Here is a 20,408-nt window from a genome sequence, read left to right as displayed (position 1 = left end):
GGGATAACAGATGATTCGATATGAGAAGAAAAACAGCCTGATTACACAGCAGGCGGAAGCGGAACAGAAGTTTCTGGAGACATTCGAGGCGGGAGCATACACGGCGTCCAGCCCGCTGGTAGTGAGAAATCCGTATCTGATCTCTCCGCTGTCGGCGATGATTCTTTTTAAGACCGCTGTAAAGCAGGAGGTCACGCTGACGGTGAAGGGGAAGGAGCCGGAAGGCGATATCAGCCATACATTTCCGGCCGATACGATCCATATTCTACCAGTTTATGGTCTGTATGCGGACTGCGAAAATACGGTGGAGCTCATTTTGTCGGGAGGAGAACGGGAGACGGTTATGATTAAAACCGAGCCGCTTCCCCCAGAAGTGCCGGTTCCCACATTCTGCAAGGGCAGCGGGGCGCATATGGGAGACAATGTGATTTTTCTGACACAGACATCCAAGGCCGATGCGCTGGCATGTGATTACCGCGGGGACGTAAGGTGGTATCTGACGGTAAACGTCTGCTTTGATATGAAGCGTCTTGCGAACGGCCATCTGCTTGTCGGTACGGACCGGCTGATCAAGCTGCCGTATTACGTGAGTGGTGTGTACGAGATGGGGGTACACGGAAAAATATACCGGGAATACAGGCTTCCGGGCGGTTATCACCATGATACCTTTGAGATGGAAGACGGCAATATCCTGATGCTGTCTCAGATTCCGGACCGGGATACTGTAGAAGATGTGCTGGTCCTTGTCAACCGCCAGACGGGAGCAATCGTGAGAACCTGGGACTACAGGGAGATTCTGCCTTACGACTGCCAGACGACCTGGTCCGGATCGGCCTCCGCACACGACTGGTTCCATAATAATGCGGTATGGTACGATAAGAAGACGGATTCCATCACGCTTTCCGGCCGGCATCAGGATGCGGTGATCAATATAGACTTCAAAACAGGAGCCCTCAACTGGATTCTGGGAGATCCGGAGGGCTGGCCGGAAGAGTACGTGGAGAAGTATTTCTTCCGGCCGATCAGTGAACCGTTTGAGTGGTCTTACGAGCAGCACGGCGTGGTGGTGTGCCCGGACGGAGATATTATGATGTTCGATAACGGTCACTATCGTTCCAAGTTAAAGGCTCATTACAGCAAGGCGAAGGACAGCTATTCCAGAGGCGTGCGCTACCATATCGACAGAGAGGCACGGACTATCGAACAGGTATGGCAGTATGGAAAGGAGAGAGGCGCGGACTTCTTTTCACCATATATCTGTAATGTGGAATATTACGATGAAGGCCGCTATATGGTACATTCCGGGGGAATTGCCTATAAGGATGGAGAACCGTTAGAGGGGCTGGGGAGCATGGATGGAACCGGTGAGGGCTGTACACTGAATGCAATTACCTGTGAACTGGTAAATGATGAGGTAGTCTATGAGCTGCACGTACCTTCCAATGTATTCCGTGCCGAGAAGCTGCCGATGTATTATGCCGGTGAGACGGCGGAACTGGGAGCAGGGAAAACACTTGGTTCCATGAGCAGAACAGGAGAATTTGAGACAGAGATTCCAGCTGTCTGTACGGGGGATTTGATTCCGGAGCATTACGAGGCTTCCGTTACGGAGGAGGAGGACCGCATTCTGTTTAATGCTACCTTTGAGAAGGGGGAGCTGGCCATGCTCCTGCTGGAAGAGGAAGACGGCAAAGCGCACCGCTATTATATCAACACGTCGGCTGCGAAGAATTTCGAGGCAATGTGTGTCGGAACATTTCTGAAGAATGATCCCAGAAATGTTGATGTGTATGTCAATAAATGCGGGATGAGTAAAAATGTGAAGGTTCGTGTGCTGCTGGAAGACAAAATCTATGAGACAGGTGTCGAAATCCGTATGGAATAGCAGATCTGCAGAACGGGGAAGAGAAGAAGAGCCGGGATGACAAGCGGGCAGGGCCGCTGTGTTCGGAGCATGGAAATGCGAAGGATACAGCGGCTTTTTGCTGCGAAGTCTGGAGAATTGGAGGTTGATTCCCGTGAGCTGCGAGCCAAGTGCCATGCTTACATGAGCATTTGGCGACTGCTGCGAGGGTCAAATACACTACAGGGAGTATTTGACTTTAGTGAAGAAAATGATAAAATATATATATTCAGCAGTTCTGGAGAGAAGAGATGAATCATAGCAATTGTAGAATGAAACCAGCATTGAGAAAAGGAGAAAAATGTTATGGGATTTAAAAAGATAGCAGTGGAAGAACTGAATTTTAATCCATTTACAAAGATTGGCACTGAGTGGATGCTGATCACGGCGGGCGATGAGAATAATTTTAATACAATGACGGCCAGCTGGGGCGGAATGGGAATTATGTGGAACAAGAATGTGATTACTGCTTATATCCGGCCTCAGCGCTATACGAAAGAATTTGTCGATGCCAATGAGCTGTTTACCGTATCTTTTTATGATAAGGAGTACAGAAAGGCGTTGAACATCTGCGGAACAAAGTCCGGACGTGACTGCGATAAAGTGAAGGAGGCAGGTCTGACGCCCTATTTTATCGACGGTACCACAGCATTCGAGGAAGCAAATATGATTTTTGTCCTGCGGAAACTGTACTCCGATCCCATGCCGGCTGAAAATTTATTGGATCAGGAAATAGATCAGAAATGTTATCCGAATAAAGACTATCATACTATGTATGTGTCGGAGATTGTGAAAGTGCTTGTGGCAGACTGCCAGGCTGTCTAATTGTGAAGGGATTTTTAGAAGATGGGGAGATAAGGAAGTGAAATGCTGGTGCGAATCTCAAGTAAACATGAAAATACTGGGGGATTCGCACTGGGAAAATGAGGGAGTATGAAGCAGAAGGAAGATAACTATTGATTTTTCTGAAAAATATTGTACAATATAGTTAAATATGTGGGTGGGTAGTGGGGGAATGTTGTGGAGAATTGCTGTCACCTTCTGCGAGGAAGGTGTGGATTGAAATCACGGTCAGGGATAGGTCTATGGTCGGCAGCTCCGTCACCTTCTGCGAGGAAGGTGTGGATTGAAATTTCCGAAACTCTGGATAACGTTCCGTCTCCGGTGTCACCTTCTGCGAGGAAGGTGTGGATTGAAATGCATATTCCAAAGACATACAGATCCATACTCATCGTCACCTTCTGCGAGGAAGGTGTGGATTGAAATGCTTAATTTTTGTAATCGGTCTATTAGCTCTTGTGTCACCTTCTGCGAGGAAGGTGTGGATTGAAATTCCTTAATCCCGCAAAAGTGCTTGCACTTGTATGGTCACCTTCTGCGAGGAAGGTGTGGATTGAAATCTTTCCCGGTGCTGATGCATAGCGTTTTGAAAAGTCACCTTCTGCGAGGAAGGTGTGGATTGAAATTGCTCAGACTCCTAATTCTGGATTTGCTATTTTAGTCACCTTCTGCGAGGAAGGTGTGGATTGAAATGGTTGCCTGGGTACATCTGGAGCGTAATCCAGCGTCACCTTCTGCGAGGAAGGTGTGGATTGAAATCTTACGCTCCGATCCCTCATAATAATTGGTCAAGTCACCTTCTGCGAGGAAGGTGTGGATTGAAATCTCATGATGGCACAGTACATAAAATAGGAAAAGGTCACCTTCTGCGAGGAAGGTGTGGATTGAAATGAGGAAGTTATCAGTAATTTTGAAAAACTTGGTGTCACCTTCTGCGAGGAAGGTGTGGATTGAAATACTTGTTGCCCGGTCGTGTCCGGTGATGTCTCCCTCGTCACCTTCTGCGAGGAAGGTGTGGATTGAAATTTCCGTACTGAGCCCAGATTTCTTTCATTCTCCGGTCACCTTCTGCGAGGAAGGTGTGGATTGAAATTGCTTATTGAGGATATCCATTTCTTTTTCCGGAGTCACCTTCTGCGAGGAAGGTGTGGATTGAAATCCGTGTATCGTACAGATTCCGAGGGGCTTCTTCCGTCACCTTCTGCGAGGAAGGTGTGGATTGAAATAAAAACATCCATTACATAATTCCCACTTTATTTTGTCACCTTCTGCGAGGAAGGTGTGGATTGAAATAATGTATTCGCCTCCTTTCCTGTACCCGTTGAGAACGTCACCTTCTGCGAGGAAGGTGTGGATTGAAATTCTGCATAATCACAGGGTATTGACCGACCAGCAAGTCACCTTCTGCGAGGAAGGTGTGGATTGAAATATACGATGAAAGTTGAGGTGATGACTGGTGAATGGTCACCTTCTGCGAGGAAGGTGTGGATTGAAATCCTAATGGCTGCAGCACGTTTTTAAACAGCAGTGTCACCTTCTGCGAGGAAGGTGTGGATTGAAATGATTAATAATAAGAAAAAACATGGTTTAGATACCGTCACCTTCTGCGAGGAAGGTGTGGATTGAAATAGGATATATGTATCGGGCCTGCCCGGTATGATTTGTCACCTTCTGCGAGGAAGGTGTGGATTGAAATAAAAGAAAGATATGACCAAATCGTACACAAACAGGTCACCTTCTGCGAGGAAGGTGTGGATTGAAATTGAATTGTTGGCAATACATGACTATATGTCTCCGTCACCTTCTGCGAGGAAGGTGTGGCTTGAAATTTCGAGGAATATATGGATTGAAATAACCATATCCCCCCTTCCAATCTCTCATCACAACAAAAAGAACCTTCAGAAAGCAAATGCTTCTAAAGGTTCTCTTTTTCTGATAACAATATCCTCTCTAATCCCCAAGATAATAAACCGCCGTAAAATACCCCTTACTATTATAATAAAGCGCATTCCCAAGTACGCTGCTGTCAGCCAGCGCCTCCGTCTCCCAGCCACTCTCTGATGTACCAGCACAGATCTCCGTCTGAGTTTTCGATGCTTCTGCCAGGCTGGTATAAGCGCCTGTCACGGCCCCTTTCAGAATGTAAATGTCCCCCTCATATACCGTCTTCATCACAGTGTCTGCGCTGGTCTGCCACAAAGTATAGGTTCCATTTTCCAGATCTGCGATGACTCCTGTTTCACTGCCGTGTGAGGAAGGCGTTGTTCCCTTGTCATACATTAGATAGCCGTATGAATTCGAGTCCCCTGCGTTGGGATCCAGGGAAAGTAATTGGCTTTCGCCGGTCAGCGCGTTTAAAACCACTTCGGCTTCCCCGCCGTTTTGTACTGCAGAAAACTGTTCCTGCGTCATGGAGGCGGGAACAGAGATCGTGCCGGGAGCGCTGTAGTACACGCCCATATCTTTCGCCTTCGTCAGGTCTGCGGACAGCCCGGTTTCCCTGCCGGTATGCAGGTACGAGAGGTAAGGCGCAAGCGGAAGGCGGTCCCATTCGCCTGCATAATCGATTCCGTCTATGATATTTCTTTTGTCAAAAGGTTCCTCTTCCAGTCCCCGAATCAGCGTAATATTCTTTTTCTCGATATCAGAAAGCAGGGAATCCGAGAATTTGTCCGGATCCAGGAGGCCGTGATACCAGGCTTTATCGGAAAAATACTGGCTTAAGACCTCGGAATCAAATTTCCGTCCATGCGCCGCATAAATTTCATTTCTGAGCAGCCACAGGTCCTCGGTCGGGTATAAGTACAAATCAGCTTTGCTTAAATAACGGGTGAATACCTCCGGCCTGCTGAATGAACGCTGGAAGGAATAGTAATCCCCCTCCAGACGAGCGTCGCCGTCAACTGTAATATGTGGAACCGCGTCATTTAAATAGAAGGTAATGCGGCACGTTCCTTTACCCTGGGCTGCGTCGTGGAATTCAGGTATGATGCTGTAATCCATTTTTCCATTGTCCGTATCAACGGCCGCTTGAGCAATCCCATTCCAGAAGCTTTCATATTGGTTATCCTGAGACAGGAAGTCGCAGGTCAGACGGTTGGAATCCATCCAATCCTGTGTGAGTGTAAAGGATATGGCGGACCGCACGTCGCCTGCCTTAAAATACCTGCTGGATATCAGCTCAGTGTCGGCATCCAGGTTTTTCAATGCTTTTATATCAAATTTTAGAGCAGCTGCCCCAGAGGAAGAACCATCCGGTGAAATCGGACTCTGGTCCTCTGCACCGGAGGATTTCTCTGGCGGGGAAGCGTTTTCTGCCTGATCGCCTTCCTGCGTTTCTTCCTGATTGGCGTAGGGCTCCTGCGTGAAATCTGCCGTATTGTTCGAAGCCCGGTCCATATGGCAGGCAGAGGATAAGATACTAATTACAATGACACATCCCAGCAACAGCTTTTTCTTCATTCACGTTCTTCCTTTCCATTGTGAAGCACCGTGCCTGTACGGCCCGGCGGCTTATGTTCCATTCGTTGTCCTGATATTCTGTACCGCTATCATACCATATGCCTCTGAAAATGAAAATAATTCCCCGTCATAATTTGTCCCCCTTCACATATATTGAGGTAAGAGGAGGGATGAAGGTGGAGAAAAAAGACGAGCTCATAAAAATCTTTTCGAAGAATATAAGAGAGATTCTAAGCCGGGTTGCCGTCGACTTTGATGAAGTGCAGGAGATCCGCCTGCGGGTGGCGGCGCCGCTTTTGATGGTCTATAAGAATGAAGAGTACTACATAAGCCGTTTGGGACAGCTGAGCCGGGACTGCCGGGATGCCTATCTGGTGAGCCGGGGCGAGTTAAAGGAAACCATGGAATACATGAGCAATTATTCCCTGTATGCATTTGAGGAAGAGATGAAGCAGGGATTTCTTACCATCCAGGGGGGCCACCGCATCGGCGTTGCGGGTAAAACCATTTTGGACGAGTCGGGAATCAAGACGATGAAGTTTATTTCCTTTATCAATGTAAGACTGTCTCATCAGGTGAAGGGATGTGCTTCCCCGGTTCTTCCGTATCTCTATGACAAGGAAGAAATTCTGCACACTCTGATCATTTCGCCGCCGCGGTGCGGGAAGACGACGCTGCTCCGTGATCTGATCCGGCAGATTTCCAACGGGACAAAGGATCACGCAGGCATGACGGTCGGAGTGGTGGACGAACGGTCGGAAATCGGCGCCTGCTACCAGGGAATGCCCCAGAATGAGCTGGGAATCCGCACCGATATTCTCGACTGCTGTCCGAAGGCCAGAGGCATGATGATGCTGATCCGTACCATGTCGCCGCGGGTGATAGCTGTCGATGAGATCGGAAGCAGGGAAGACTTAGAGGCCATGGAGTACGTTATGAACTGCGGATGCAAGCTGATTGCCACGGTGCACGGCAGTTCCATCGATGATCTGAAGCAGAAGCCGGTGCTACGAAGACTGGTGGATGAGCGGATTTTTGAGCGGTATATCGTGCTGAATAATAAAGGAAAGATTGGCAATATCGATCAGATCTACGATTCCCGCGGGACTCAGCTTTATAAGGCGGAAGTCCACCGCATGGGAAAAAGATGGAACAGCGAGGAGTGCATGGCGTATGGATAACACGGGAATCAGAATTCTGGGAGCCGTTCTCGTCGTGATTTCCTGCTCCGGCATGGGATTTTTTATGGCGGGGCAGTGGGGAGAACGGCTGAAAACCATGGAACACTTAAGAAAAATGATCTTCCTGCTGAAAGGCGAGATTGTATACGCCCGCTCCGCGCTCCCTGAAAGCTTCGATCGGACGGGGAAGAAGGGCGGAGGAGAGATCGGCGACCTGTTTATCCGGGTGGCCGAGCGGATGGAGGGACAGCGGGGGGAGCCATTTTACGATATCTGGCAGGAGGAGATCGATAAGCTTCCCAAAGCCTTCTGTCTTTCGAAAGAGGACAGGCAGAGTTTGAAAGGGCTGGGCGAGCATCTTGGATATCTGGACCTGGAGATGCAGGAGAGGACGATTCTCCTCTATCTGGAGCAGTTGGATCTATCTATCGGTTATCTGAGGGAACATAAGCAGGAACGGAGCCGTCTCTATACCAGCCTTGGTATTATGGGCGGCATCTTCATAACGATTATGATGTATTAGCACGCCGGACGGCGATGTTTGACTATAAGGAGGATAGCATGGGGGTCAATCTGATATTTAAAATAGCGGCGGTTGGAATCCTGGTTTCCGTCATCTGCCAGGTACTTAAGCACAGCGGGCGGGAAGAACAGGCATTTTTGACGAGTCTCGCTGGTTTAATCCTGGTGCTGTTCTGGCTGGTGCCTTACATTTATCAGCTGTTTGAAACCATTAAAAATCTGTTTGCATTGTAGGGGTAATGAGAATATGACGGTAGTGACCATAGCCGTAGTCGGAATCACGGCAGTCCTTCTGGCCGTTGCGCTGAAGGGCATGAAAGGGGAGTACGGAACCTATCTGGTGATGGCGGCCGGATTTTTCATCTTTTTTTACGGAGTCGGAAAGCTGACCACAATTCTGGATACCATCAAACAGGTTCAGTCTTATATCAGGATCAACAGCGTCTATCTGTCCACCCTGATTAAAATGATCGGGATCACCTACGTGGCGGAATTCGCCGCCGGAATCTGCAAGGATGCGGGATACGGCGCAGTGGGCACACAGATCGAAATCTTCGGCAAACTGTCGGTGCTTGCCGTTAGCATGCCCATTCTCTTAGCGCTCATCGAGACTCTACAGGTATTTCTGTCATGACGGGGCATCTGTATAAAACAGCCGTATTTCTGGCCCTGGTGGTGGCCCTGACGGGAACGGGAGGCCTGTCTTTCGCAGGTGGGCTGTCCACGGTCATGATCAGCTGTGCGGCGGAGCACGGCGGCGGGTCTCCTGCCGATTCCGGGGAGACAGTGGACGAAGCGGAGACGAAAGAGGTCTCCATGGATTTGGAACAGTATGACTTAACGGAGATTCAGGATTATATTAACTCTCAGGGGACGAGCGGCTGGAACTTGTCCTTTAAACAGATGATGAAGGACATCATGGCGGGCAGGCTGGGGGATGTGATGGAGCAGATTGGGGAGGGGCTCCGCGATGCGCTGTTTTCGGAGGTCAGAAATAACGGCCATATGATGGGCCAGATCATAATTCTGGGAATTATCGGCGCTGTGTTTGCCAACTTCTCCAATGTTTTTACAGGAAGTCAGATATCGGAAACAGGATTCTTTGTCACCTACCTGTTATTGTTTACTTATCTGGCGGCCAGCTTTTTTACGAGTATTACCATTGCAGGAAATGTGGTCAATCAGATTCTGGGATTTATGAAGGCGTTGATGCCGGCCTATTTTCTGGCGGCGGCATTTGCGGGAGGGAGCGTTTCGGCGGTCGCATCCTACGAATTTACGCTGTTTGCCATCACGGTGGTTCAGACGATTACCGCCTCCGTCCTTCTGCCCATGGTGAAGGTCTATGCGCTTCTCGTCATGGCCGGCCATATTGCAAAGGAGGACATCCTGTCGAAGCTGACGGAGCTCTTAAGCGACGTGATTACCTGGAGCCTTAAGACCATGGTGGGGATCGTGCTGGGATTTCACCTGATCCAGGGGCTGGTGCTCCCCTATGTGGATTCCATGAAAACGGGGGCGGTCCAGAAGCTGATCGGAATCATACCGGGAGTGGGGCAGGGAGCCAGCGCTGTGACGCAGATGGTCATCGGTTCGGGTGTCTTGGTAAAGAACACCATGGGGGCCGCCGGAGTGGTGATCCTGGTGATTATCACCCTGATTCCCATGATGAAGCTGGTGATTCTCATGCTCCTGTATCAGTGTGTGGCGGCCGTCCTCCAGCCGGTATGCGATAAAAGGATTGTATCCTGTATTTCGGATATGGCCAAGGGACACAGAATCCTGCTGTCCATCGCGGCTTCGGCTATCGTGCTGTTCGTGGTGACCATCGCGGTGGTGTGCGCTTCCACTAATGTAACGTATTACGCAGGGTGATTGACATGGAAGGTTTATATGAGTGGATCAGAAATATCACATATTATCTGATCTTTATGACAGTGGTAACCAATCTTCTTCCCGATAAGAAGTATGAAAAATATTTCCGGCTGTTTGCGGGCATGGTGCTCATTCTGCTGGTGTTAAAACCATTTACAGGCGGCCTGCGGCTGGATGACAAGCTGGCCTATTACTTCGAGTCCATCAGCTTTCAGAAGGAGGCGTCGGAACTCTCGGCCCAGCTCACCGACATGGAAGGTGTGAGGCTTGCGAGCATGGTGAGCCAGTACGAGGAGGCGGTGGAAAATGACCTGCGCACCATGGCGGAATCGTCGGGATTCGTCTGCAGGAAGGCCGAGGCCGGGATCGACGGGGATGAGAAGAAGGAGACCTTCGGCCACGTGGTATCTGTCAGTCTCCGGCTGGCTCCTGACAGCTCCGGGCAGGCGGATCAGGGCGGAAGTAGTTCCGGTATCCAGCCGGTGGAACCGGTAGATCCTGTGGAACCCATCGAACCGGTGGAACGGATCCGCGTGGAACTGAACGGCGGGAGCGAGGAGGTGTCGGAGACAGTCGGTGCATCGGCGGGGCAGCCTGATAAGCGGCAGGAAGAAAATTCTGCTTTGGCTGGTCTGAGACGGCGCATTTCTGAATATTATGATTTGGAGGAACAGGACATTGAAATTCAACTGGAAAATAGGTAAGGATAAATGGCTGATTCTGCTGGCAGTGGGACTTCTGCTCCTGGTCCTCACGATTCCTTCCGGTCCGGAGACGGAAAAGATGATGTTAAAAGACGCCGCTTCGGGGACAGAAGCCTCCTTACAGGAAGGGCTGGTGACAGAAGCGGGGGAACCGGTCGCCGCGGCCGCAAATGCGGACCGCACCTATGAACAGCAGCTGGAGCAGCGGGTGAAGCAGATTCTAAAGACCGTGGATGGAGTCGGGACCGTTGACGTGATGATCGTGCTCAAGTCTTCCGAGGAGAAGGTGCTGCGTGTGGACAAAAATACCTCCAGCTCCAGCACTGAGGAACAGGACAGCGGCGGCGGAACGAGGAAGAGCAGCAGCGCGGAACAGCAGGAAAGTACAATTTTGACCGGAACCGGGGAAAATACGGCGCCGATCGTGGAAAAAGAGATCCGTCCCGAAATCGAAGGAATCATCATCAGCGCCCAGGGCGGAGGCAGTCCAACTGTAAAAGCTGAAATTTCAGGCGCGATGGAAGCATTATTTGACTTGCCGCCACATAAAATAAAAGTATTAAAGAGGGTGGAATAAAGAAGGAGTGTTAGGAATGAGAAGCTTAAAAGATATCAGAGAATCCAAAGTCCCGAGAACCTCAAAGAAAATGAATATGAAGAAACTGTTCAGAAGAAATCAGATTATCATCACAACGCTGGCGGTCATGATCGCAGCTGCCGGATACCTAAACTACGCCGGGAAGCAGGAAATGGCGTCGGGAACTGATGTGTACGAGGCCGGTGTGACGGATATTTCCGATGAGGACATTCTGGCCGAGAACCAGGCGCTGACAGGCGACCCGGGAAATTACCAGGAGATTGCAAGCCTTGACAATGACCCTAACGACGAGAGTCTGGCGGCTCAGGAGACAGATGGCTCCGGCAGCGCAGTGGCCAGCAATCAGGAAGGCGTGGCGGGAGACGCAGCAGCGGACACCACCAATGTAGCCGACAATTCGGCGGCGGAAGGCGGACAGCTGGCAGCCAATGAGACGACAGGCGATTTAGAAACCGGTTTGGAAAATCCGGGTGAAGCGGTCTTAACCAGCGGTATGAATGTATCCGACTACATAGCGAACGTGCAGCTGAGCAGAGAGCAGGTCCGTGCCAAGAACAAAGAGACCCTGATGAACTTAATCAACAATGAGAACATCGAAGAAGCTGCCAAACAGGAAGCGATTCAGGAAATGATCGACATGACCGCAGTATCCGAGAAAGAGAATGCCGCAGAGACTCTTCTGATGGCAAAGGGCTTCTCCGATCCGGTTGTAAGCATTACTAGCGGCAAGGTTGACGTCGTCATCAACGCTTCCAGCATTACCGATCCGCAGCGCGCCCAGATTGAGGACATCGTAAAGCGCAAAACGGAAGTGGGAGCAGAGAATATTGTGATCACACTGATGAAGCTGGAAGAATAGAGGAAATGAAGCACCCAGGCGCGAATAAATCTGAAAGAATGAACGAGGATGCGAAAAAGCCGCATATGGCTTTTTCACGTCCTTGTTTCTTTTTTCCATCTATTTCCAGACTCCGGATTTCGCTGTTTTTTCCGCCTGCTATTGAGAAAAGTTTGTGCATTTTATGGAGTTGCCTATGGCTAACTCCCTGTGTTATGATATTAGGGCAGCGCGCGGTGTGAGATACATGTAAGTCCAGTATGCATGTGATGTGATATCTTGCGAGTTGTATTTTTTTGCCTTTCTGGTTAGTTTAAGCTAACTAAAACCCTGTACATCATTTGATTTGAGAGGAGGAACCCAAAATGAAACCAAAGACTCTAACCATCCTTCTGGCGGCAGCACTGGTCATTCTGTCGGCGGTATCACTGTTTCTGGGTGTCATGGATATAAGCCTCGGAGGCGTGCTGCGCGGGGATTTTGAACAGGTGGAGATCCTGTTGATATCCCGGCTGCCCCGTCTTCTGGCGATACTCTGTACCGGAGTCGGTATGAGTATTTCCGGCCTGATCATGCAGCAGCTCTGTATGAATAAATTCGTTTCCCCGACCACCGGTGCGACGATTTCCTCGGCGCAGTTCGGTATTCTGCTGGCGCTTTTGTTTATGCCGTCATCCTCGCTGTGGGGACGGGCCGTCTTCGCTTTTATCGCGGCGATCGCGGGGACGTGGATATTCGTCTGCTTCATTCAGAGAATCCAGTTTAAGGACGTGGTCATGGTTCCGTTAGTGGGAATCATGTTCGGCAATGTGATCGGAGGCATGACCAGTTATCTGGCCTATAAATACGACATGACACAGGCCCTTTCCTCCTGGCTGGTGGGACATTTTTCCCTGGTAATCAGAGGACGCTATGAACTGGTGTATTTAACACTTCCGCTGGTGCTTCTGGCCTTTTTATTTGCCAATCATTTCAATATTGTTGGAATGGGGAAGAATTTCTCAAAAAATCTGGGTGTCAACTACAATGTCGTGCTCTTTCTGGGACTGAGCATCGCCGCCATGATTACAGCCAGCATTGTGGTCGTCGTCGGAAGCGTTTCCTATATCGGACTGATCGTGCCCAACCTGGTGGCGATGTTTAAAGGCGACCGGATACGGGGGACTCTGCTGGATACCGCCCTGTTTGGAGCGCTGTTTGTTCTGGTCTGCGACATGATCGGCCGGACCGTGATCACCCCCTATGAGCTGCCGATAGAATTGATTATCGGTGTCATAGGAAGTGTGATTTTCGTAGGTATGCTGATCTACCGGTTAAATCACGGCCGGAAAAGCATCACCCTTCCCTTCGGGAAAAGGAGAGCCGCGGCGGTACCTTCGCCGCAGACGGGAGGAACGGAGGCATGAAGCAGGAAAAAATGAGCAGAAGGACCGGAAACATCAACGGAAAGAAGCTGGTGATCCTATCGCTGCTGGCAGCGGCCGCCGCCGTGCTCTATCTCTTTCTGAATGTGAATATGAAATATTTCAGCTACGCCATGAGCCTGCGGATTCCAAAGCTGGCGGTCATGCTGATCACGGCGTTCTGCATCGGCGGGGCTTCCGTCATCTTCCAGTCGGTGATCAACAATACCATCGTGACGCCGTGCCTGCTGGGGATGAACTCCCTCTATACGCTGATCCATACGGCGGTTGTGTTCTTTTTCGGCTCCACCAGTCTTCTGGCCCGCAATACGAACCTTTCCTTTGCGGTGGATCTGGTACTTATGGCGATCATCGCCACCATCATTTACAGCTACTTATTTAAGAAGACAAGCCATAATGTGCTGTATGTCCTGCTGGCCGGAACGGTGCTGTCCACCTTTTTCACCAGTATGCAGACGACGCTGACGCGCATCATGGATCCCAACGAGTACGACAGCCTTCTGGCGTCGCTGGTCGCCAGCTTTACGAATGTAAACACGGAAATTATATTCTTTTCCCTGATCCTGATTGCAGCTCTGCTTTTTGTCCTGCGCCGGGAACTGGCGCTGCTGGATGTCATTACACTGGGAAAGGCGCAGGCGATTAATCTGGGGGTGGACTATGACCGCACCGTGCGCAGACTGCTTCTGGGGGTGACACTGTTTATCGCCATAGCGACCGCCATGGTAGGCCCGATATCCTTCCTGGGCCTGATTATCGCCAATTTATCGAGACAGCTGTTTAAGACGTTCCGCCACAGCTACTTAATCGCCGGCTCGGCATTAATCGGTATGGTGATACTGGCAGGCGGCCAATTGCTTGTGGAGCAGGTATTTGCCTACGGCATCCCGGTCAGCGTATTTATTACTGTCGGAGGCGGAATCTATTTTCTCTATCTGCTGCTGCGAACAAGCCGTTCCGCATAGGGTGTGAAAAAAACAATATAAGGAGGTCATAACGATGTTTGTCAAAGAACTTTTGAAAAAATACAATGGAAAAACCGTAGTGGACGGCGTCTCCTTCGAACTGCCGAAGGGAAAGGTGATCTCGCTGATCGGCCCCAACGGAGCCGGAAAATCAACGGTTATGGGAATGATCTCCAGGCTGATCGCACAGGATGACGGTTCGGTGGATTTCGAGGGAAAGGACATTTCCAAATGGAAGAGCCGGGAGCTGGCCAGGCGGCTGGCTATCCTGACTCAGAGCAACCACGTCCAGATGAAACTGACAGTCCGGGAGCTGGTGGCCTTCGGCCGCTTTCCCTACAGCGGCAATCGGATTACAGATGAGGATGAGGAAATCATCGAAAAGGCCATCGCCTACATGGAACTGGAGGAATTTGAGGACCGGTTCATCGACGAACTGTCCGGCGGCCAGCGCCAGCGTGCCTACATAGCCATGGTCATTGCGCAGGATACGGAGTACGTCCTGTTAGATGAGCCGACCAATAACCTGGACATTTACCACGCCACCAACATGATGAAAATCGTCCGGAGGCTGTGTGATGAACTGGGAAAAACCGTGATTCTCGTGCTGCATGAAATCAATTACGCGGCATTTTATTCTGATTACATCTGCGCATTCGTGGATGGAAAAATATCAAAATTCGGTACGGTGGAGGAAGTGATGACAAAGGAAAATCTCTCCGAAATCTACCGCGTGGACTTCGAGATTCTGGAAATAGAAGGAAAACCACTGTCGATCTATTACTAACCCAAAAAAGGAGATACTAACTATGAAAAAAATGACATTACTGACACTTGCAATGGCAGCAGCCCTTTCCATGACAGCCTGCGGGCAGGGCGCCGGACAGGCAGGAACGACAGGCGGACAGGCCGGCGAGACGACTTCTTCCGAAGCCGCATCCACAGATACAGAGTCCCAGTCCGGCTCTGGGGAAGGTGAAAATGAAGATGCACAGGCCTCGGAGACACCGGAATCCGTCACCGTGACGACGCTGAATGGAAACGGCGAAAAGGTGGAGCTGGAGGTTCCCTATAATCCGGAGCGCGTGGCCATTCTGGATATGGCGGTGCTTGATATGATGGATAACTGGGATCTGGGCGCCCAGATCGTGGGAATGCCGAAATCCTCCAAAATCGATTATCTGATGGAGTATAACAACAACGAGGATATCGTAAATCTTGGCACCTTAAAGGAAGTGGACATGGAGGCGCTCATGGCCAGCGAGCCGGATGTGATCTTCATCGGAGGCCGTTTAAGCGCGCAGTATGACGAACTGTCGAAGATCGCTCCTGTCGTATACACTGCGGTGGATTATGAGGAAGGCGTGATTCAGAGTGTGAAAAATAACGCGGCCATGATCGCTTCCATCTTCGGTGAGGAAGAGCGGGCGGCGGAAGAACTGGCCGGATTCGATGCACGTGTGGAGACGCTCCGCCAGGCGGCCGAGGGAAAGACAGCAGTCATCGGAATGGTGACCAGCAGCAATTTCAACACATTGGGTGATGGAAGCCGCTGCTCCCTGATCGGCAATGAAGTCGGCTTCACCAATCTGGCCAACGACGTGGATTCCACGCACGGCAATGAATCCTCCTTCGAGCTTCTCGTTTCCTTAAACCCGGATTACATCTTTGTCCTGGACCGCGATTCCGCAATCAACACGGAAGGCGCCAAGCTCGCGGCGGAAGTGATGGATAATGAGCTGGTGAAGAAGACGGAAGCATACAAAAACGGACATATCGTCTATCTGACACCAACCGTATGGTACCTGGCGGAAGGCGGCATTACAGCCACCGATGTGATGTTAAGTGACTTAGAAGCGGGTATTCTGGGCCAGGAATAGAAAAATGTTTTGCAAACTGTGGCTGTCTTTGTTATAATAGTCTATAATCCAAGTAACACATCGAATTGAAAACAGGAGGGAATCATTGTGGCAGAGACAGAGAACAGAAATACTCATAAAGTATATGAAAAAGATAAAATCGGCGAAGTACAGATTGCGGATGAAGTAGTAGCCATCATAGCAGGCCTTGCGGCGACAGAAGTAGACGGCGTGGATTCCATGGCCGGCAACATTACCAATGAACTGGTTGGAAAGCTGGGCATGAAGAATTTATCCAAGGGCGTTAAAGTCGAAGTAACGGAAGAGCACGTATCCGTTGACTTATCCTTAAACATCAAGTACGGCTTCAGCATTCCGGAAGTATGTGAAAAGGTGCAGGACAAGGTAAAGAGTGCGATTGAGAACATGACAGGGCTTACCGTGCTGGATGTGAACATCAAGATCGCCGGCGTGTCGATGGAAGAAAACCGGTAAGAACGTGAAAAGAGAGAGGAAGCTGCGCAGAGTGAGAATTCTGCACAGCTTCCTTTTTTGTTAAAATGGTTCAGGCGGAAAAGTATTTCCAGAGTGTCCTGCCGCAGAGCGGGAGTTTCTTCGGGGACACGCAGGCCAGGACGACATCGGCGGCGACCGGCTCCTGCAGCGGGATCACTGCGACATTTTCATGGCGGAATACATCGAGATTGCTGTAAGGAAGCAGGCTCACTGCCTCTCCGGCGGCGACTGCGCTGACAATGGATTCTATCTTGGCTGTCCGGGTGACAGCGGGCTGGAATCCTTTTTTTTGGCAGGCCGTGAGGCACAGGCGGTAGATGCTGCTGCTGGGATGCATCAGAATAAACGATTCTCCGGACAGCTCTTCTAAGGGAACGGCTGGTCTGCCTGCCAGCGGATGGCCAGCGGGAGTCAGAAGCACCAGCCGGTCGTGAGCCAGCAGATGGCATGTGCTCTGCACGCCGGTAAGCAGTTCCGGGCGGCCGATGATCAGATCATAGCTGCCCTGGCGGAAGCCCTGCCGCAGCGGTTCATCCTCCACCTCGTCGATCATGAGGGTGATCTCCGGGTGAGACTCGGCAAACTGCCTCAGAACGGGATTCAACCGGTACTGATGCAGGATGGGAAGGGCTCCCAAATGCAGGATGGATCTCCGGCTGTCCTGATATGGAGCAAGATGCTGCTTCATTCCCTGAACGCCTTTTAACAGCTTGACCGCATCGGGATAGAGGATGCGCCCGGCATCCGTTAAGGAGGCGTGGCGGCGGCTTCTGTCAAACAGCTGGACGTCCAGCTCCAGTTCCAGATTCCGTATCTGTTTGGACAGGGTGGACTGGGCGATATGAAGGCTTTCCGCCGCGTCAAAGAATGTGGCGCTTTCCACGATCGCCACAAAGTACTGCAGTTGTTCCAATGTCATATTCCGCCTCCGTTCAATCATTCCGTTATGGAAACAATGATACCATAAAATGAATTGATTGTACAGGCGATTTCCGGTACAGTGAAGGGGAAGGCAAGGGCAGCGTTACAGTTCACAGCCCAACGGCCCTCTAAACGGCAATAGAGACAGCAAAAGGAGGAACTCTCATGGATCTGATTATCGGAGTGACAGGGGCAAGCGGAACTATATACGCGGTAAAGCTGCTGGTGGCATTAAAAAAGACAGAGTCAGTGACGACCCATGTGATATTCAGCGATTACGCCCGGGTAAATCTGGAGATTGAAACAGGATATACAATAGAAGATATCCTTTCCCTGGCGGACCACAGCTATGATAACCGCGACTTGGCGGCCTGCATCTCCAGCGGTTCCTATCCGGCGGATGGCGTGATTATCCTGCCGTGCAGCATGAAGACGCTGTCGGGAATCGCTAATGGATACGCGGACAACTTAATCACCCGCGTATGTGACGTCGCCTTAAAGGAACGACGGCGGCTGGTGATCTGCCCCCGTGAGACGCCGCTTAATACCATTCATTTAAAACATATGTATGAGCTGTCGCAGATGGGGGCTGTCATAGCGCCGCCTATGCCGGCATTTTATAACCTTCCGGAGACCGTGGAGGATATTGTAAATCACCAGATTATGAAGATTCTGGACCAGTTCAGGATTCCCTGTGAAGGCGCGAAACGATGGGGAGAGAAGGTGCAGGACCGTGTTTGAGGAACTGATGGATTTTACCATGACAGGCCACGGAGTCTCCGTGCAGTTTAAGGTGCTCCGGATGGGAACCGACTGTCTGGTGCTGGCAGCGGGCGGTGATACGGGACATATTGGAGCCGTTGCCTTCGGGGACAGAGGCGGATGCCTGTCAAATGCCAGAGAGGGCCACAGGGAAGGCGTGGTGACGGAACTGATTTATCGGGAACTGGAATCCGTGGTTTCCGGGGGACTGGCCGTGCTGGCCGGCATCCATGTGGACGGAATCACGAAGGAACAGATCACCGGCGTCGTAGCGCTGTGCGAAGAAGGCGCTCACCGGATCGCCGCCGGTTTGAGAGAGAATCAGCAAGAGCAGAAGGAAGAAAAAGGAGGAAATCAGAATGGTTGAAGATTTACGGAGTGCGGTGGAGGAACTGAAAAAGTACGAGAATCAGATCGCCTTTACAGATACAGAGGTGGATTCCTACGCGGAAGTCGCGGGAATTTACCGCTATGTCGGGGCGGGCGGTACGGTAAAGCGTCCGACAAAGGAGGGACCGGCGCTCCTCTTCCGTAATATCAAAGGCTTCCCGGATAAGCAGGTGCTGATCGGCCTTTTAGCTTCCAGAAAACGTGTGGGCTGTCTGCTGGACTGTCCGCCGGATAAGCTGGGCTTTCTCTTAAAGGATGCGGCCGCGAATCCCATTATGCCGGAGTTTACGGCAGGCGGAGACGTGCCGTGCCAGGAGGAAATCCATTATGCATCGGAGGAGGGCTTCGATATTCGGAAGCTTCTCCCGGCCCCTCAGAATACGGAGGAGGATGCCGGTCCTTATATCACCATGGGAATGTGCTACGCCTCCGATCCGGTTACGGGGGAAGGGGATGTGACCATTCACCGTCTCTGCCTGCAGTCGGCGGATGAGATGACCATGTTTTTTACCCCTGGGGTGCGCCACCTGGACGCATTTCGGGAAAAGGCGGAACGGGAAGGCGTGAATCTGCCGATCAGCATCAGCATCGGCGTGGATCCGGCCATTGAGATCGCTTCCTGCTTCGAACCGCCCACAACGCCTTTGGGTTTTAATGAGCTGTCCATCGCAGGCGCGCTCCGCAAAAAGCCGGTCCGCATGGCAAAATGCCGGACCATTGACGAGTACGCCATCGCCAACGCGGAGTTTGTCATCGAGGGCGAGCTGGTGGCCGGAAAACGGATGCGGGAAGACATCAACACCAACACGGGAAAGGCCATGCCGGAGTTCCCGGGATATACCGGCCACGTGTCGGGCGAGCTTCCGGTAATAAAGATCAAAGCGGTTACCCATCGGAAAAATCCAATCATCCAGACGTGCATCGGACCCAGCGAGGAACACGTGAGCATGGCGGGAATCCCGACGGAGGCCAGCATCCTGACCATGGAAGAGAAGGCGCTTGCCGGGCGCGTGAAAAATGTTTACGCCCACCGCTCCGGCGGCGGTAAGTACATGGCGGTCATACAGTTCGCCAAACAGGTTCCCAGCGACGAGGGAAGGCAGCGTCAGGCGGCGCTCATTGCCCTCACCGCATTTCCCGAGCTGAAGCATGTGATCGTGGTGGATGAGGATGTGGATATTTTCGATTCAGACGATGTGCTGTGGGCGCTCAACACCCGTTATCAGGGAGACGTGGATACCATCACGATTCCGGGAGTCCGCTGCCATCCGCTGGACCCGACCGAGGGGCCGGAATACAATCCAATGCTTAAGGACCGGGGAATCAGCTGTAAGACCATCTTTGACTGTACCGTTCCATATGGACTGAAGGACCGGTTCCAGCGATCGAAATTTAAAGAAGTGAATATGGAGGACTACGAGATCCGGCCGCTGGTATAAGGGCTCCGGAGACGAGCTGAACAGTAACCTAACGGCCTCCCTGCAGTAACAACAGTGGACATTTTCCCGTTTTGAGTATAACATAGTGTTAGAACGTGTTTGAAAATTGCTTTCTGCCATCTGCACGCCCCACTTCGCGGTATATTTAGCCCCAATTCAGTCAGCGTAGCCCACTACGCCTCCTTCATCGGGGCCAAATCTCCCACAAA

At 51.1% G+C, this 20,408-nt stretch carries 21 protein-coding genes and 1 CRISPR repeat array; of the genes, 19 read left to right on the top strand and 2 right to left on the bottom strand.

The features are described from left to right. Window positions 1–10 precede the first annotated feature (10 nt). Both DFR60_RS02680 and DFR60_RS02670 read left to right on the top strand, forming a co-directional pair. Window positions 11–1,885: an aryl-sulfate sulfotransferase gene (locus tag DFR60_RS02680; protein ID WP_110321498.1), complete on the top strand. Its 1,875-nt coding sequence runs from the start codon at window positions 11–13 to the stop codon at window positions 1,883–1,885. A 324-nt stretch (window positions 1,886–2,209) separates the two neighbouring features. Further along, window positions 2,210–2,728, top strand: a complete 519-nt coding sequence (locus DFR60_RS02670) for a flavin reductase (RefSeq protein WP_110321496.1) — start codon at window positions 2,210–2,212, stop codon at window positions 2,726–2,728. Window positions 2,729–2,936: 208 nt separating this feature from the next. Then, window positions 2,937–4,572: a CRISPR direct-repeat array (repeat unit 33 nt; unit sequence GTCACCTTCTGCGAGGAAGGTGTGGATTGAAAT). Between the two features lie 121 nt (window positions 4,573–4,693). Here the strand turns inward: DFR60_RS02670 and DFR60_RS02665 are convergent. Continuing rightward, window positions 4,694–6,205, bottom strand: coding sequence for a DUF4454 domain-containing protein (locus tag DFR60_RS02665; RefSeq protein WP_110321495.1), 1,512 nt, complete (start codon window positions 6,203–6,205; stop codon window positions 4,694–4,696). A gap of 176 nt (window positions 6,206–6,381) precedes the next feature. Between DFR60_RS02665 and spoIIIAA the strand changes: the two genes are divergently transcribed. The 13 genes from spoIIIAA to DFR60_RS02600 all read left to right on the top strand — a co-directional run bounded on the left by spoIIIAA (window position 6,382) and on the right by DFR60_RS02600 (window position 16,666). After that, window positions 6,382–7,386 (top strand): stage III sporulation protein AA, encoded by a 1,005-nt coding sequence (spoIIIAA, locus tag DFR60_RS02660; RefSeq protein ID WP_207659482.1) that lies wholly within the window; start codon window positions 6,382–6,384, stop codon window positions 7,384–7,386. After that, window positions 7,379–7,909: a stage III sporulation protein AB gene (locus DFR60_RS02655; RefSeq protein WP_002601072.1), complete on the top strand. Its 531-nt coding sequence runs from the start codon at window positions 7,379–7,381 to the stop codon at window positions 7,907–7,909. The genes spoIIIAA and DFR60_RS02655 overlap by 8 nt, the downstream gene beginning before the upstream one ends. Window positions 7,910–7,947: 38 nt before the next feature. Then, entirely contained in the window at window positions 7,948–8,142 is a 195-nt protein-coding gene (spoIIIAC, locus tag DFR60_RS02650; protein WP_002601071.1) for a stage III sporulation protein AC, read from the top strand. A 13-nt stretch (window positions 8,143–8,155) separates the two neighbouring features. After that, window positions 8,156–8,542 carry a stage III sporulation AC/AD family protein gene (locus tag DFR60_RS02645; RefSeq protein WP_002601070.1) on the top strand — a complete coding sequence of 129 codons (387 nt, stop codon included), beginning with the start codon at window positions 8,156–8,158 and terminating at the stop codon, window positions 8,540–8,542. Beyond that, window positions 8,539–9,783, top strand: coding sequence for a stage III sporulation protein AE (locus tag DFR60_RS02640; RefSeq protein ID WP_110321493.1), 1,245 nt, complete (start codon window positions 8,539–8,541; stop codon window positions 9,781–9,783). Before DFR60_RS02645 ends, DFR60_RS02640 begins: the two co-directional genes overlap by 4 nt. A gap of 5 nt (window positions 9,784–9,788) precedes the next feature. Beyond that, the gene (locus DFR60_RS02635) at window positions 9,789–10,487 is read left to right on the top strand and encodes a stage III sporulation protein AF (RefSeq protein WP_110321492.1); all 699 of its coding nucleotides are present in this window, start codon (window positions 9,789–9,791) and stop codon (window positions 10,485–10,487) included. Then, window positions 10,441–11,064: a SpoIIIAG-related protein gene (locus DFR60_RS02630; RefSeq protein ID WP_110321491.1), complete on the top strand. Its 624-nt coding sequence runs from the start codon at window positions 10,441–10,443 to the stop codon at window positions 11,062–11,064. The genes DFR60_RS02635 and DFR60_RS02630 overlap by 47 nt, the downstream gene beginning before the upstream one ends. Before the next feature lie 16 nt (window positions 11,065–11,080). Next, window positions 11,081–11,944 carry a SpoIIIAH-like family protein gene (locus DFR60_RS02625; RefSeq protein WP_207659481.1) on the top strand — a complete coding sequence of 288 codons (864 nt, stop codon included), beginning with the start codon at window positions 11,081–11,083 and terminating at the stop codon, window positions 11,942–11,944. A gap of 344 nt (window positions 11,945–12,288) precedes the next feature. Next, on the top strand, window positions 12,289–13,329 hold the full coding sequence (locus DFR60_RS02620) for an ABC transporter permease (protein ID WP_110321490.1): 1,041 nt from the start codon (window positions 12,289–12,291) through the stop codon (window positions 13,327–13,329). After that, window positions 13,326–14,312, top strand: a complete 987-nt coding sequence (locus DFR60_RS02615; RefSeq protein ID WP_110321489.1) for an iron chelate uptake ABC transporter family permease subunit — start codon at window positions 13,326–13,328, stop codon at window positions 14,310–14,312. Before DFR60_RS02620 ends, DFR60_RS02615 begins: the two co-directional genes overlap by 4 nt. Window positions 14,313–14,346: 34 nt before the next feature. Continuing rightward, complete coding sequence (locus tag DFR60_RS02610; protein ID WP_110321488.1) at window positions 14,347–15,099, top strand: iron ABC transporter ATP-binding protein; 753 nt, start codon at window positions 14,347–14,349, stop codon at window positions 15,097–15,099. A 22-nt stretch (window positions 15,100–15,121) separates the two neighbouring features. After that, on the top strand, window positions 15,122–16,192 hold the full coding sequence (locus tag DFR60_RS02605) for a siderophore ABC transporter substrate-binding protein (protein WP_110321487.1): 1,071 nt from the start codon (window positions 15,122–15,124) through the stop codon (window positions 16,190–16,192). 87 nt (window positions 16,193–16,279) lie between these two features. Further along, complete coding sequence (locus DFR60_RS02600; protein ID WP_002601061.1) at window positions 16,280–16,666, top strand: Asp23/Gls24 family envelope stress response protein; 387 nt, start codon at window positions 16,280–16,282, stop codon at window positions 16,664–16,666. A gap of 70 nt (window positions 16,667–16,736) precedes the next feature. Here DFR60_RS02600 and DFR60_RS02595 read toward each other — a convergent pair whose 3' ends face one another. Beyond that, complete coding sequence (locus DFR60_RS02595; RefSeq protein WP_167437488.1) at window positions 16,737–17,606, bottom strand: LysR family transcriptional regulator; 870 nt, start codon at window positions 17,604–17,606, stop codon at window positions 16,737–16,739. 167 nt (window positions 17,607–17,773) lie between these two features. Between DFR60_RS02595 and DFR60_RS02590 the strand changes: the two genes are divergently transcribed. The 4 genes from DFR60_RS02590 to DFR60_RS31210 all read left to right on the top strand — a co-directional run. Next, window positions 17,774–18,349, top strand: a complete 576-nt coding sequence (locus DFR60_RS02590) for a UbiX family flavin prenyltransferase (RefSeq protein WP_110321485.1) — start codon at window positions 17,774–17,776, stop codon at window positions 18,347–18,349. Next, complete coding sequence (gene lpdD / locus DFR60_RS02585; protein ID WP_243004962.1) at window positions 18,342–18,737, top strand: prenylated flavin chaperone LpdD; 396 nt, start codon at window positions 18,342–18,344, stop codon at window positions 18,735–18,737. Before DFR60_RS02590 ends, lpdD begins: the two co-directional genes overlap by 8 nt. Beyond that, on the top strand, window positions 18,730–20,199 hold the full coding sequence (locus DFR60_RS02580; RefSeq protein ID WP_110321484.1) for a UbiD family decarboxylase: 1,470 nt from the start codon (window positions 18,730–18,732) through the stop codon (window positions 20,197–20,199). Before lpdD ends, DFR60_RS02580 begins: the two co-directional genes overlap by 8 nt. A 99-nt stretch (window positions 20,200–20,298) precedes the next feature. Next, on the top strand, window positions 20,299–20,408 hold a 110-nt coding region (locus DFR60_RS31210), incomplete at its 3' end, for a DUF6783 domain-containing protein (RefSeq protein ID WP_341457906.1).

The organism is Hungatella effluvii, from assembly GCF_003201875.1.
In the GTDB taxonomy this organism is placed as follows: Bacteria; Bacillota; Clostridia; order Lachnospirales; family Lachnospiraceae; genus Hungatella; species Hungatella effluvii.
This window is presented reverse-complemented; position numbering and strand designations above follow the sequence as displayed.

Bases quoted from the DNA above. Each gene is read 5' to 3' on its own strand.
- DFR60_RS02680 (WP_110321498.1), top strand. From the start codon at position 11: ATGATTCGATATGAGAAGAAAAACAGCCTGATTACACAGCAGGCGGAA.
- DFR60_RS02670 (WP_110321496.1), top strand. From the start codon at position 2,210: ATGGGATTTAAAAAGATAGCAGTGGAAGAACTGAATTTTAATCCATTT.
- DFR60_RS02665 (WP_110321495.1), bottom strand. From the start codon at position 6,205: ATGAAGAAAAAGCTGTTGCTGGGATGTGTCATTGTAATTAGTATCTTA.
- DFR60_RS02655 (WP_002601072.1), top strand. From the start codon at position 7,379: ATGGATAACACGGGAATCAGAATTCTGGGAGCCGTTCTCGTCGTGATT.
- spoIIIAC (WP_002601071.1), top strand. From the start codon at position 7,948: ATGGGGGTCAATCTGATATTTAAAATAGCGGCGGTTGGAATCCTGGTT.
- DFR60_RS02645 (WP_002601070.1), top strand. From the start codon at position 8,156: ATGACGGTAGTGACCATAGCCGTAGTCGGAATCACGGCAGTCCTTCTG.
- DFR60_RS02640 (WP_110321493.1), top strand. From the start codon at position 8,539: ATGACGGGGCATCTGTATAAAACAGCCGTATTTCTGGCCCTGGTGGTG.
- DFR60_RS02635 (WP_110321492.1), top strand. From the start codon at position 9,789: ATGGAAGGTTTATATGAGTGGATCAGAAATATCACATATTATCTGATC.
- DFR60_RS02630 (WP_110321491.1), top strand. From the start codon at position 10,441: ATGATTTGGAGGAACAGGACATTGAAATTCAACTGGAAAATAGGTAAG.
- DFR60_RS02625 (WP_207659481.1), top strand. From the start codon at position 11,081: ATGAGAAGCTTAAAAGATATCAGAGAATCCAAAGTCCCGAGAACCTCA.
- DFR60_RS02620 (WP_110321490.1), top strand. From the start codon at position 12,289: ATGAAACCAAAGACTCTAACCATCCTTCTGGCGGCAGCACTGGTCATT.
- DFR60_RS02615 (WP_110321489.1), top strand. From the start codon at position 13,326: ATGAAGCAGGAAAAAATGAGCAGAAGGACCGGAAACATCAACGGAAAG.
- DFR60_RS02610 (WP_110321488.1), top strand. From the start codon at position 14,347: ATGTTTGTCAAAGAACTTTTGAAAAAATACAATGGAAAAACCGTAGTG.
- DFR60_RS02605 (WP_110321487.1), top strand. From the start codon at position 15,122: ATGAAAAAAATGACATTACTGACACTTGCAATGGCAGCAGCCCTTTCC.
- DFR60_RS02595 (WP_167437488.1), bottom strand. From the start codon at position 17,606: ATGACATTGGAACAACTGCAGTACTTTGTGGCGATCGTGGAAAGCGCC.
- DFR60_RS02590 (WP_110321485.1), top strand. From the start codon at position 17,774: ATGGATCTGATTATCGGAGTGACAGGGGCAAGCGGAACTATATACGCG.
- DFR60_RS02580 (WP_110321484.1), top strand. From the start codon at position 18,730: ATGGTTGAAGATTTACGGAGTGCGGTGGAGGAACTGAAAAAGTACGAG.